Below are 12,858 nucleotides of genomic sequence, written 5' to 3' on the forward strand. Positions count from 1 at the left end.
AACCATAAGTTAAACTTAAAGGATAAAAGTACAAATATTGCACTCCCTTTTATCCCTTTTAGGAAACCTCTTTTCGTTCCTTAACCTTTGCTTTGATAAATATAAAAACAGAAAGCAATGGAAAATCAAATGATCTTAGAAAAGTTAAATCGATTAGAGCGATTAATTGTTGATTCAACGAAAGAAATATTTAATGTAGAGGACTTAATCAATTATACGGGCTTCACACGTTCACACATTTACAAATTAGTGCATAAAAACGTAATACCATATTCAAAACCCAACGGTAAGTTTTTATTTTTCTTAAAATCAGAAATAGATGAATGGTTACTTCAGAATAAAAGCCAATCGGTATCTCAGATACAACAACATGCCTTAGACTATTCTTTCAAAAACAGAAAAAAATAAAGCGTTCAAAATTGCCCTTTGAACGCTTCAGATTACTATTGTCTCACTCCTAAGAGTATGGTGCAAATATATGCATTATACTCTTATCTATCAACTATTTATTTAATGGAAGAAATAAGCGTATATGACGTATCATCTCGCAAAGACTCCGTATATGATAAAATTCACGAAGAGTTTAGCAAACATTTCATTATCAAATTCAATGAAATATCCTTAGAGTTTGAAATTTCTATTCAAAACTCAAGCAATTTACCAGAATTCAACGAATCTTCTCTACTGATACACTTACATCGAGAGAAGATAAACGTAAGCCCTCAAACTCTAAAAACGTATTTAAAAAGTCATTTTATAGAACGATATAACCCAATTGTAAATTACTTTGAAGAATTACCTCCTTGGGATGGCAAAGATTACATTAAACAATATGCTTCTTACGTTAATACAGATGACAATACACTCTTTGCTCATCACTTAATGAAATGGGCAATTCGTGCTGTAAAGACAATAATCCATCCAGAACAGATCAACAAACATTGTTTAATCTTGGGAAATGGAGAGCAAAATGCGGGTAAATCTACTTATTTAGAGAACCTTTGCCCTAAGCCATTAAAGCGTTACTACTATGAAAATATTGGAGTTAGCAAAGATGATCGTATTAAATTGTGTAAAGCGTTTATCATTAACATTGAAGAATTGGATGTACTGGGTAAATACGATATTAATTCCATTAAGTCTATCATATCACAGACAACAGTAAACGAACGTTTGCCATATGCAGAAAAATCTTCTTTACTATACCGTATTTGCAGCTTTGTAGGAAGTACAAACAAGCTTGAATTTTTGAATGACGAAACAGGAAGTGTTCGTTGGATTGTCTTTGATGTTATCGGCAGAGTTAATTTTGCTTATAGCCAAGAGTTTGATATGGATAACTTCTGGACACAAGCCTACCACATCTATAAACACCAGCCCACATTCAAATCAGATTTAACCGTTGATGAAGTAATTGCTAATGAAAAAAGAAATGAACGGTTTACGATTCAGACGGTTGAGAGTGAATTTGTTCTTCGTTTTTATGAACCAAGTGAAGATTTAGACGATTTTCGAACAGCCACAGAGATTATGACTGAGCTTTCAGTTATGGGACATAAATTAAACAATCAAAGAATAGGAACCTCTTTGAAAAAACATGGATTCAACCGAATTAAACATGCAAAAAGACAGGTGTATGGTTATTTAGCTAAAGCAAAATTTAAAGACTCTCCTTGGGGCTTTAGTGAGTAGAACAAATATTTAGCTTACCTAGTTACCTACTTACCTAAAGAAGTATAGTGTATTAAAAATCAATATATTACTTAGGTAGGTAACTAAAAAAATAACTTACCTTTTTCAAAATATTAGGTAGCTGGGTAACCTATAAAAACAACTACCTATACCAATACCTATTTGAATAACAACGAATTACATCAAAAAGGTGATTAGGTAAGCAATAAATACATTTCAGAGCATATGATAAATTGTAGTGAAGCAAAAAAGATAAGTTTAATTTCTATTTTAGATAAAATAGGAGCTAAAAAAGTCAAACAGACTAATCGGGAAGCTTGGTACCTAAGTCCGTTTCGAAATGAAACAACAGCATCCTTTAAAATAGACCTCTCGAAAAATATTTGGTTTGATCATGGAGAAGGAAAAGGCGGAAACGTTTTAGACTTTGTAATGAGATATTATAAGTGTGAATTAAAAGAAGCGCTACAGATTTTGGATGATGAATCTTTTTCTTTTCACCAGCCTACTTTTCAAGACGATGCTATTGAAAAAGAAAAGAAGTACGAAATAAGAGCAATTAAGCCTCTAGCGAATACGCAGCTCATCAATTATATACAAAGCAGGCGTATCAATCTTAAAATGGCTAAAAAACACTGTGTAGAACTTCATTATAGCCTTAACGATAAATCCTATTATGGCATAGGGTTCAAAAATGAGCTGAATGGGTATGAAGTTCGAAACAAATACATAAAAATGTGTTTAGGGACTAAAGCACCTTCCTATTTTAATAATAACAGTAGTCAAATTGTCCTATTTGAATCCTGGAGTGATTTTTTGAGCTTCCTAACGCTATATCCGAAAGCAGAAAAAAGTTATGATTACTTGATATTAAATTCGGTAGGAACATTAAATACTATTTTAAATAGTGATACAAATAATTATTTGTACAAATGTACAAATGGTGAAAGTGACAAATGTATCCATGTACATAGTGACAAATGTATCAAAAACACTTTGTACAAAGAATTAAAGTATGATATAATTATTTGTTGCTTTGACAATGATGCTGCTGGAAATAATGCCACTAGAAAAGTACAAGATGCTTTTCCTAATCGTATAAAAGATGGAAGAAGCTTATACCCTACTCACAAAGATTTGAACGATTATATTATGAAAATTTAATGGTTTTCACGTAAGGCAAGATGTGTGTTTGTATATACATTTTTTAACAAAAACGAAATACTTAACACGCACTTGCCTATTTCATAGGAATCTTAAACAACTCGGAACTCGTTTTTAATACATAGATATATGAAGAAAAATAACCAATTACTAATAAGAATTAGTGATACTCAAAAGGAGGATTGGAAACAAGAAGCTGATAAAAACGGAATGACTTTGACTGAATATATTACTCATAAAGTTGAAGGTAATTTAGGTAAATCTGAAAGAAGAGATATTCTAAAGTTCATTGAAATATCGACCAATACTGATTCTAAAGTAGAAAATAACATAAACCAAATTGCTAAATGGGTTAATACCCATCAGCAAATTACGGTTGAAAAAATGGATGAATATCTGTTGGAGTTGGAAAAATATCAACGATTGATAAAAGAAAGAAATACTATTTTTAGAAAAATAATCTTATTGCTTTCTGAAATATGATTGCAAAAATTATATCAACACATAGGGATTCTTCCTAAGAGGGTTAAAAAATCCGATGATTCGAGGGTGTTCCATGAACTGTGTCATACAAACATATTCAAAATATCTTCATTGCTTCTTAGTTGTGCATTAAATTTCACAACTCTCTCATATTCAGTTTTTGAGATAAAAGACTCAATAATCTCTAATCGATGTAAATTCTCTAAATAGAAATAAATAACTCTGTGTATAATTGGATCAATGCTATTACCACATAAAAAATCAAACATCATTTTATTGAACACAGCTTTGCTATCTTGATTTAGATTGATTGGTTTTTTGGATGCTAATTGGTCAGTCATCATAGCAGCTAAAAGCAAGGTGTCGTTTTCAATGAGGATTTTAATGATGTCTGCTTTCTCTTCTTGTGAAACAGATGCTAAAAAGAAGTGAATACATTGATAAAAGTACCTGCTCTGCTTGCCCTTTGCATACTCTTCCATAGATAAAAAATATCCTTCCGATAATTTGATGCGTTCATCTTCAATAACTACTTCTTTACTTCCTGTTAAGATTAAGTGGATTAATGGAACTAAAACGGCATAATATTCTTTTGTTTTCATCAGCAGTTAGATTTTAAAATTCTTACTGAAAGTATCTTTATCCGTTTGTTTACTTCTCCCTTTAGGTACAGAATCCTGTGCTTGTTTTTTATTGAAAGTGTCTTGGAAAATTTGGAGATCACTTCGATATGTTGAGTCTTGTTCTCGTGCTTTTAGATTCGCATTGAAGATGCTATCTTGTTTACTTCTTTCCTTATTAAAAGCTTCCATACGCTGCTGCATTCGCTTTAGACTTTCTTCAGCTTTTTGCTTTTTTGTTTTCTCTTGTGCTATTGAAGTAATAGAAAATAGAATTGATAATAAGAATACTGATTTTTTCATCGTGCCTTGATTTGTAGTTAATAAAAAAGCGTGGAACTAAGATCAATCGGAAACAGAGGTACTAGGATACCTAAAGACCACGACGACTCAGCCCACGCCAATATAAGGCACGGGCGTAAGTCTGTCGATTTTATGGTCTTTTAGAAGATTCCTAGTTTTCTGTTACCTAAAATGACAGCTTACGCTTGTTTGTAATATTTTCTATGACAAACTTAAGGAATAAACTACAATATTTAAAATACTCTTTTTCTTTTCACAAACTTCAATAGTTTCATAGCTAAAGGTTTCTTAAATAAGAAACTTATAGCTAATTTAGTACACATTAATCTGTCCAAAATGAAAACATATCCTTTAGATCAAATCATCGATGAACAAATAGGTCCTATTGGAACACCCAAACGCGACTTGTTTGAATCTAAAATTCAATTTGAATTAATAGGTTCCAAAATTAAAATCCTTCGAAAACAAAAAGGGTTAACTCAAGCTCAACTGGGTGAATTGGTTGGGGTTCAAAAAGCGCAAATATCTAAAATAGAAAAGAGCACCGCAAATGTAAAGATTGTTACTGTATTTAAAGTATTGAATGCTTTGGGGGCTAAGTTGACTTGGGAGATAACCAAATAACAACATCACCAAGAATAATACTTTTATAACAAAAACAACATAGTAACCCTAAAGAATAGAATCTAATTGAGTACATGAAATAACTGTAATAGTAACTTAAAATAAACAACATGAAATTAAAAATAGATGAAGGACTAGACCCATCCAGAGTATTCACATTGATCCCCAAATTAAAGAAATTACTAAAACCTATTAAGGTTCAAAATAACAGTGAGTTTATAGATAAATTGTTGAAGAAACCTTTTGAAATTCTAGATATAATAAGTGAATCATATATACTTGAAGGTCATGAAGATTTTCATTTACATTGCATTCTTTATAGTAATATTCCTATTTACTTCAGTGCTGCAATTGGAGATGGAGCAAATTGTTGGATAGGCGGTGAAAAACCGAATGGTGAAAGTTTATATGATGTTGATGATAGACAGGGGTTGATCGATACTTTGGAAAGTTTAAATTTACCCAAGACAATTATTTTTACTGAAATAATACTAACACAAAATATTGAGGGTTCGGAATGTGAATTCAAGTACAAAATCTAAGATTAAAACATGAAGCATTTGATTAATTTGTAGTCTCCAATTCAAGTAAAGGATGACCCCAAAATCATCAGATTTGTTTTTTATTAAATTTAAAATAGAACAACTAAATGAAAAATATGCTAGATCAAAATATAATATGCTCTGGCTGTAAATTGATCTGATTAGTTGAATAACTTTCCTTTGTTTTCTAATGGCTCCCAATATTATTAGCTGTATATTTAGCCTTTGAATTTTATTTATTTTTCAAAATAGAACTCACTTAATAAAGGTAGCCAATGGCAAACCTATAAATAAAGCAAATCAGATTTTTATTACAAATGACAAGAGAACAAGAGCGTGACGAATTACACCGTGCCATATGGCAGATTGCTAATGATTTAAGAGGAAGTGTTGATGGATGGGATTTTAAATCCTATGTTTTAGGGATTTTATTTTATCGTTTTATCTCAGAAAATTTAACAACACATATCAATAAAGCAGAATGGGAAACAGGGAATACTGATTTCGATTTCGCGAAACTTTCAGATGAAAATGCCGAATTTGGTAGAACAGATACCGTTTCTGAAAAAGGTTTTTTTATTCTCCCTTCCGAATTATTCCAAAACGTACAGAAAAATGCAGAGAACAATCCAAATTTAAATGTGGATTTACATCGCATTTTTAAAGATATCGAATCCTCAGCTAACGGCACCGACAGTGAAGATGATTTAAAAGGACTGTTTGACGATGTGGATGTGAACAGCAACAAATTAGGTGGTACAGTTGAACAACGTAATGCTCGTTTAGCCAAAATTCTTAATGCCATTGCTGGACTAAAATTAGGCGAATATCAAGATAACAATATTGATGCTTTTGGTGATGCATACGAGTACCTGATGACCATGTATGCTAGTAATGCAGGTAAATCAGGTGGTGAGTTTTTTACGCCTCAAGAGGTTTCTGAGTTATTAGCTGAAATTACGGTTGTTGGTAAAACAGAAGTAAATAAAGTGTATGATCCTGCTTGTGGTTCAGGTTCTTTGTTATTAAAGTTTGCTAAAGTTTTAGGTAAAGACAATGTGCGTCAAGGCTTTTATGGTCAAGAAACTAATATCACCACTTATAACCTTTGTCGGATCAATATGTTTTTGCACGATATTAATTTCGAGAAATTTAATATTGCGCATGGAGATACCTTGATGGATCCCATGCACTGGGATGACGAACCGTTTGATGCCATTGTTTCTAATCCACCATATTCTATTAAATGGGACGGTGATGCCAATCCGTTATTAATTAACGATCCACGTTTTGCACCTGCTGGCGTCCTAGCACCTAAATCCAAAGCCGACTTAGCTTTTACTATGCACATGCTTTCGTGGTTAGCTACTTCGGGTACAGCTGCTATTGTTGAATTTCCTGGGGTATTGTACCGTGGTGGTGCAGAACAAAAAATTCGTAAATACTTAATTGACAACAATTATGTTGATGCAGTAATTCAGTTACCACCCGACTTATTCTTTGGGACAACTATAGCGACTTGTATTATTGTGTTGAAGAAAAGCAAAAAAGATAATGCAACCTTGTTTATCGATGCTTCTGCCGAATTTGTGCGTGGAGGAAATAAGAATAAATTATCGGACGACAACCGCAAAAAGATTTTAAGTACATTTATTTCTCGAGAAAGTGTCGACCATTTTGCACGTTTAGTACAAAACAGTGAGATTGCAGAGAACGATTACAATATTGCTGTAAGTAGCTATGTAGAACAAGAAGATACTACAGAGAAAATAGACATTGTAGAATTAAATCAGCGCATTAAAGATATTGTAATAAAGCAACAAGAGTTACGCACGGCTATTGATGCTATTGTGAATGATTTAGAAAATAAATAAAAACTGAAGTTATGAATAAAGAATTACAGTTTTTACTATACAACACACCACAGTTCAATACCAAGATTAATGTGGTGGTAAAAGACGAAACCATTTGGCTTACACAAAAGGCTATGGCAGAGCTTTTTGATGTTAAGGTACCTGCAATCAGTAAGCATTTAAAAAATATTTTTGAAGAAGGCGAGCTGGACGAACAACTGGTTATTTCCAAAATGGAAACAACCACTCCACATGGTGCTATTGCAGAAAAAAAACAAACAAAAGAAACCAATTTCTATAATCTTGATGCGATTATTTCCGTTGGTTATCGCGTAAATTCTTCTAAAGCAACGCAATTCCGTATTTGGGCAACCAATACTTTAAAAGAGTTTATAACCAAAGGTTTTGTCATAGATGATGAACGTTTAAAACAAGGTAAAACGGCTTTTGGAAAAGATTATTTTCGTGAACTACTAGATAGAGTTCGCTCTATTCGTGCCAGTGAGCGAAGAGTATACCAACAGATTACCGATATTTTTGCTGAGTGCAGTATCGATTATAATCCGCAATCAGAAATTACCAAGAATTTCTATGCTATGGTACAAAATAAGTTTCATTATGCCATAACAGGACATACAGCAGCCGAAATTATTTATAAAAAAGCCGATGCTCAAAAAGAAAACATGGGTTTAACTACTTGGAAGAATGCTCCAGACGGGCGTATTTTAAAATTGGACACTTCGGTAGCTAAAAATTATTTGGAAGAAAAAGAAATTAAACAGTTGGAACGTACCGTAACCTCGTATTTTGATTATATCGAAAACCTGATTGAACGAGAAAACACCTTTACTATGGAAAGCTTGGCAAACAGTGTAGATAAGTTTTTAAATTTTAATGAATTTAAAGTATTAGAAGGTAAAGGAACAAAATCGCATAAACAAGCTATTGCTAAAGCAGAGAAGGAATACGACCAGTTTAATAAAACCCAAAAAATAGTTTCGGATTTTGATAAAGCAATTAAAAAGCTAACCCAAAAAGGAAAAAACAATGAGTAAGATAGATGAATTGATAGCGAAGTATTGTTCAGATGGGGTGGAATGGTATTCATTGGAATCGGTATTTGATATAAAAAATGGCTATACACCTTCAAAAAATGATAAAGAAAATTGGGAAAACGGAGATATTCCTTGGTTTAGATTGGAAGACATTAGACTATCTGGTAAAGTATTAAATGATTCCATTCAACATATTACAAAAAAAGGTGTAAAGCGAGGCGGGTTATTTCCTGCTAATTCAATTATTCTATCAACCACAGCTACAATAGGTGAACATGCTTTAATTACAGTCCCATCTTTAGCCAATCAACAATTTACATATTTTGTAAGAAAGCAGGAATTTGACAATATTTTGAATATTAAATTTTTCTTTTACTACATGTTTGTAATTGCTAAATGGTGTAAGTCTAACGTAAATGAGGGCGGTTTTGCTATTGTGAGTACAAATAGTTTAAAGAAATACGAATTTCCCATCCCACCACTTCCTGTACAAGAAGAAATTGTTCGCATTTTAGACAAATTTACAGCGCTGGAGGCGGAGCTGGAGGCGGAGCTGGAGGCGCGTACGCGCCAATACGAATACTACCGTAACCAATTGCTCTCGTTTGAAGGCAAAGATGTGGAATGGAAAGCTTTGGGGGATATTGGTGAGTTTATTAGAGGAAAGCGTTTTGTTAGAACAGATATGATTGAATCGGGATTTCCGTGCATTCATTATGGTGAAATGTATACGTATTATAATGTTTTTGCAAAGGAATCTAAGTCATTTATCAGCGAGGAATTAGCAAAGAAATTACGTGTAGCAAACAAAGGGGATGTTGTAATAGTTGCTGCTGGTGAAACCATTGAAGATATTGGTAAAGCAACAGCTTGGTTAGGTGATTCAGATGTAGTAATCCATGATGCTTGTTTCACTTTCAAGAGTTCGTTAAATCCAAAATTTGTAGCTTATTTTTCCAGAACTAAACTCTTCCATGATCAGATAAAAAGACATATTTCATCTGGGAAAATTTCAGCAATTAATGCAAAAGGATTAGAAAAGGCTAAAATCCCAGTTCCACCATTAGATGAACAAGAGCGCATTGTTGCTATTTTAGACAAATTTGATGCTTTGGTCAATGGTATATCAACTGGTTTACCTGCAGAGATACAAGCCCGCAGACAACAATATGAGTATTATAGAGGAAAATTATTAACGTTTGAGCCAGTCGCTGTAGCTCAGTAAATCGAATGTAAGTATATGTCAATTAATTATAATCTTATTTCGGAAAACTCAGAGTCTACCGTAGTTTCAGAATACGTTACCGAATATAAAAGAGAAGTAAAATACCAAAGCGAAGCGGAGTTAGAAAAAGCTTTTATAGAATTGCTACAAAAGCAAGCCTATGAGTTTTTGCCTATTACAAGCAATCAGCAATTGATAGATAATTTACGTGTACAGTTAGAAAAACTTAATGATTATCAGTTTACAGAAAAAGAATGGAAACAGTTTTTTGAAGGTAAATTATCTAATCCTAACAGCAATATCGAAGATAAAACCCGATTAATTCAAGAAGATTATATTCAGGCTTTAGAATGCGAAGATGGTTCGTTGCGCAATATTTATCTAATTGATAAAAAGAATATTCACAACAATAAGCTACAAGTCATTAATCAATACGAGACGGCTGAAGGGAAACGTGCCAATCGTTACGATGTTACCGTTTTGGTCAATGGTTTGCCTATGGTGCATATTGAACTAAAAAAACGTGGTGTTTCGCTACAAGAAGCCTTTAACCAAATCGATCGTTACGAAAGAGAATCGTTTTGGGCAGATAGTGGCTTGTTTCAGTTTATACAATTATTTGTTATTTCAAACGGTACATTAACCAAATATTACAGCAATACCACACGCTATACGCATTTAAAAGAAAAGGAAAAACAAGGTTCAAAGAAATCAAAAACCAGCAACAGTTATGAGTTTACCTCATGGTGGGCAGATGGTAGCAATACACCTATTTTAGATTTAATGGATTTTGGAAAAACCTTTTTTGCCAAACATTCTATTCTAAATATCATTACCAAATATTGTGTGTTTACTTCGGATAAGTTGTTATTAGTCATGCGACCTTATCAAATTGTAGCCACCGAACGCATCTTACAAAAAATCAATGTTTCTAATAATTACAAGAAATACGGAACCATTGATGCAGGTGGTTATATATGGCACACTACAGGTTCGGGTAAAACCTTAACCTCTTTCAAAACCGCTCAATTAGCAAGTAAATTGCCTTTTATTGAGAAAGTAATCTTTGTAGTAGACCGAAAGGATTTGGATTACCAGACGATGAAAGAGTATGATAAGTTTGAAAGAGGTGCAGCCAATAGTAACACCAATACAGCGGTATTAAAAAAACAATTAGATGATCCGAATGCAAAGATTATCATTACAACGATTCAAAAGCTATCAATCTTAATTAAGAAGCAGAAAAATCATCGTATTTACGGAAAACCTGTCGTATTTATATTTGATGAATGCCACCGTTCGCAATTTGGTGATATGCATGAATCGATTACCAATGCATTTAAGAAATACTTTCTGTTTGGTTTTACAGGAACGCCCATTTTTGCTAAAAATTCCAACAGCGGAGGAAAAACACACTTAAAAACGACGGTTCAGGCATTTGGTTGTTATTTGCATGGTGATCCGACGAATTGTCCTGAAACCAATCATCAGTCTGCGATACACACCTACACCATAGTAGATGCTATTTCGGACAAAAATGTATTGCCTTTCCGAGTAGATTATATCCGAACCATAAAAGAGAAAGAAGATATAACAGACCAAAAAGTTCGAGATATAGATCGTGAAAAGATTCTATTGTCACCCAAATATATCGCTAATAATGTTAGCTATATTTTAGAACATTTCGATCAAAAAACAATGCGAAATTCAAAGCCATATTACATGACTACACTTGCCAATGTGCATGAAGTATCATCGGCTAAGGATCGCAATAAGATTGAAGAAATTAAAGAAAAAATAAGGCTGAGCGGATTTAATTCCATTTTTGCGGTTTCATCTATTGATGCTGCTAAGTTGTATTATGAAGAATTTAAACGTCAGCAAAAAGAAGTTCCAGAACTACGTAAATTAAAAATTGCTACAATATTCAGCTTCGGACAAAATGATCCTGAAGAAGATGGCGTTGAAGATGAAAATTCAGAATCAACAGAAGGACTGAGCGCATCGCATCGCGATTTCTTAGATCACGCCATCATTGATTACAATTTAGAATTTAAAACCAATTACGATACATCGACCGATAAATTTCAAAACTATTACAAAGACGTTTCGTTGCGTATGAAGAATCGAGAAATCGATTTATTAATCGTGGTGAATATGTTTTTAACTGGTTTTGATGCAACTACTTTGAATACACTTTGGGTAGATAAAAACTTGCGAATGCATGGTTTATTACAAGCTTTTTCAAGAACCAATCGTATTTTAAATTCCATTAAGACTTTTGGAAATATTGTATGTTTCCGAAACTTAGAAGAGAATACAAACGAAGCTCTAGCACTTTTTGGAAATAAAGAAGCAGGTGGCATTGTTTTGCTAAAAACTTTTGATGAATATTATTACGGTTATAACGATGGTAAAAAAGACATCAGAGGTTATCAGGATTTAGTTCAGGAGCTTTTGGAGAAATTCCCAATTGGTGTACGCATTCTTGGAGAAGAAGCACAAAAAGAATTTATCCGTCTTTACGGTGCTATTTTAAAACTTCGAAATATTCTAAGTTCTTTTGATGATTTTACTGGGAAAGAGATTTTATCTGACAGAGATTATCAAGATTATCACAGTATGTATATCGAATTGTATAACCAATTTAGAGGACAAAGCGGTGGCGATCGAGAAAATGTAGTTGATGACATTGAGTTTGAAATGGAATTGATTAAACAAGTAGAAATCAATATCGACTACATCTTGATGCTCATCCGTAAATACCATGAAAGCAATCAGAAAGACAAAGAAATTATCGTCAATATCCAAAAAGCAATTGATTCCAGCATCGACCTGAGAAACAAAAAAGAATTGATTGAAAAGTTTGTTGATTCGTTAACCCCATCATCCAATGTAGATGAAGATTGGCAGAATTATGTGAAAGAGCAAAAAGAAGCCGAACTGATTAAAATTATTGAAGAAGAACGCTTAAAAGAAGAAGAAACCAAAACATTTGTAGATAATTCTTTCAAAAACGGAGAAATCCAATCAGCAGGAACTTCATTTGCAGGCATCCTCCCTCCTGTTTCTAGATTCTCCCCGACAGGTGATTTAGCTAAGAAAAAGGAAACGGTATTGGAGAAATTGAAAGCTTATTTCGATCGTTTTTTTAATATAAGCTAAAGGAAAATCATTAAGAAGATGAGACTTTAAGTGATAGAAAAATTTGCTTTTTACCATAATTCAAATATAACTTATCCTAATTTACAGCCTTCAAATTGAAGGCTGTTTTTATTTCTACTCAGAATTATATAC

General features: G+C 32.9%; 12 protein-coding genes. 10 read left to right on the top strand and 2 right to left on the bottom strand.

Annotated features, from left to right (window positions below; translation table 11 throughout):
* The first annotated feature begins 117 nt into the window (after window positions 1-117).
* The 4 genes from GOQ24_RS00845 to GOQ24_RS00860 all read left to right on the top strand — a co-directional run bounded on the left by GOQ24_RS00845 (window position 118) and on the right by GOQ24_RS00860 (window position 3,339).
* On the top strand, window positions 118-408 hold the full coding sequence (locus GOQ24_RS00845) for a helix-turn-helix transcriptional regulator (protein WP_160338921.1): 291 nt from the start codon (window positions 118-120) through the stop codon (window positions 406-408).
* 57 nt (window positions 409-465) lie between these two features.
* Complete coding sequence (locus GOQ24_RS00850; RefSeq protein WP_160338922.1) at window positions 466-1,692, top strand: VapE domain-containing protein; 1,227 nt, start codon at window positions 466-468, stop codon at window positions 1,690-1,692.
* Window positions 1,693-1,917: 225 nt separating this feature from the next.
* On the top strand, window positions 1,918-2,856 hold the full coding sequence (locus GOQ24_RS00855) for a toprim domain-containing protein (protein ID WP_166520715.1): 939 nt from the start codon (window positions 1,918-1,920) through the stop codon (window positions 2,854-2,856).
* A 129-nt stretch (window positions 2,857-2,985) separates the two neighbouring features.
* Entirely contained in the window at window positions 2,986-3,339 is a 354-nt protein-coding gene (locus GOQ24_RS00860) for a plasmid mobilization relaxosome protein MobC (RefSeq protein ID WP_160338923.1), read from the top strand.
* Window positions 3,340-3,422: 83 nt separating this feature from the next.
* Here the strand turns inward: GOQ24_RS00860 and GOQ24_RS00865 are convergent, their stop codons facing one another.
* Window positions 3,423-3,941, bottom strand: coding sequence for a hypothetical protein (locus tag GOQ24_RS00865; RefSeq protein ID WP_160338924.1), 519 nt, complete (start codon window positions 3,939-3,941; stop codon window positions 3,423-3,425).
* Between the two features lie 6 nt (window positions 3,942-3,947).
* Window positions 3,948-4,262 (bottom strand): hypothetical protein, encoded by a 315-nt coding sequence (locus GOQ24_RS00870; protein ID WP_160338925.1) that lies wholly within the window; start codon window positions 4,260-4,262, stop codon window positions 3,948-3,950.
* Window positions 4,263-4,598: 336 nt separating this feature from the next.
* Between GOQ24_RS00870 and GOQ24_RS00875 the strand changes: the two genes are divergently transcribed.
* The 6 genes from GOQ24_RS00875 (at window position 4,599) to GOQ24_RS00900 (ending at window position 12,726) form a co-directional block, all read left to right on the top strand.
* Entirely contained in the window at window positions 4,599-4,886 is a 288-nt protein-coding gene (locus tag GOQ24_RS00875) for a helix-turn-helix domain-containing protein (protein WP_160338926.1), read from the top strand.
* 110 nt (window positions 4,887-4,996) lie between these two features.
* Window positions 4,997-5,428, top strand: coding sequence for a hypothetical protein (locus tag GOQ24_RS00880; protein WP_160338927.1), 432 nt, complete (start codon window positions 4,997-4,999; stop codon window positions 5,426-5,428).
* A 317-nt stretch (window positions 5,429-5,745) separates the two neighbouring features.
* Window positions 5,746-7,302 carry a type I restriction-modification system subunit M gene (locus GOQ24_RS00885; RefSeq protein ID WP_160338928.1) on the top strand — a complete coding sequence of 519 codons (1,557 nt, stop codon included), beginning with the start codon at window positions 5,746-5,748 and terminating at the stop codon, window positions 7,300-7,302.
* An 11-nt stretch (window positions 7,303-7,313) separates the two neighbouring features.
* Window positions 7,314-8,336 carry a virulence RhuM family protein gene (locus GOQ24_RS00890; RefSeq protein WP_160338929.1) on the top strand — a complete coding sequence of 341 codons (1,023 nt, stop codon included), beginning with the start codon at window positions 7,314-7,316 and terminating at the stop codon, window positions 8,334-8,336.
* Complete coding sequence (locus tag GOQ24_RS00895; RefSeq protein WP_160338930.1) at window positions 8,329-9,561, top strand: restriction endonuclease subunit S; 1,233 nt, start codon at window positions 8,329-8,331, stop codon at window positions 9,559-9,561. Before GOQ24_RS00890 ends, GOQ24_RS00895 begins: the two co-directional genes overlap by 8 nt.
* A 15-nt stretch (window positions 9,562-9,576) precedes the next feature.
* Window positions 9,577-12,726, top strand: coding sequence for a type I restriction endonuclease subunit R (locus GOQ24_RS00900; protein WP_160338931.1), 3,150 nt, complete (start codon window positions 9,577-9,579; stop codon window positions 12,724-12,726).
* Window positions 12,727-12,858: the final 132 nt, after the last annotated feature.

It is taken from the genome of Myroides sp. LoEW2-1 (assembly GCF_009767705.1).
GTDB classification, from domain to species: Bacteria; Bacteroidota; Bacteroidia; order Flavobacteriales; family Flavobacteriaceae; genus Flavobacterium; species Flavobacterium album_A.

What these genes read in the sequence shown, in the direction of transcription:
- GOQ24_RS00845 (WP_160338921.1), top strand. Translation starts at nt 118, where the DNA reads ATGGAAAATCAAATGATCTTAGAAAAGTTAAATCGATTAGAGCGATTA.
- GOQ24_RS00850 (WP_160338922.1), top strand. Translation starts at nt 466, where the DNA reads ATGGTGCAAATATATGCATTATACTCTTATCTATCAACTATTTATTTA.
- GOQ24_RS00855 (WP_166520715.1), top strand. Translation starts at nt 1,918, where the DNA reads ATGATAAATTGTAGTGAAGCAAAAAAGATAAGTTTAATTTCTATTTTA.
- GOQ24_RS00860 (WP_160338923.1), top strand. Translation starts at nt 2,986, where the DNA reads ATGAAGAAAAATAACCAATTACTAATAAGAATTAGTGATACTCAAAAG.
- GOQ24_RS00865 (WP_160338924.1), bottom strand. Translation starts at nt 3,941, where the DNA reads ATGAAAACAAAAGAATATTATGCCGTTTTAGTTCCATTAATCCACTTA.
- GOQ24_RS00870 (WP_160338925.1), bottom strand. Translation starts at nt 4,262, where the DNA reads ATGAAAAAATCAGTATTCTTATTATCAATTCTATTTTCTATTACTTCA.
- GOQ24_RS00875 (WP_160338926.1), top strand. Translation starts at nt 4,599, where the DNA reads ATGAAAACATATCCTTTAGATCAAATCATCGATGAACAAATAGGTCCT.
- GOQ24_RS00880 (WP_160338927.1), top strand. Translation starts at nt 4,997, where the DNA reads ATGAAATTAAAAATAGATGAAGGACTAGACCCATCCAGAGTATTCACA.
- GOQ24_RS00885 (WP_160338928.1), top strand. Translation starts at nt 5,746, where the DNA reads ATGACAAGAGAACAAGAGCGTGACGAATTACACCGTGCCATATGGCAG.
- GOQ24_RS00890 (WP_160338929.1), top strand. Translation starts at nt 7,314, where the DNA reads ATGAATAAAGAATTACAGTTTTTACTATACAACACACCACAGTTCAAT.
- GOQ24_RS00895 (WP_160338930.1), top strand. Translation starts at nt 8,329, where the DNA reads ATGAGTAAGATAGATGAATTGATAGCGAAGTATTGTTCAGATGGGGTG.
- GOQ24_RS00900 (WP_160338931.1), top strand. Translation starts at nt 9,577, where the DNA reads ATGTCAATTAATTATAATCTTATTTCGGAAAACTCAGAGTCTACCGTA.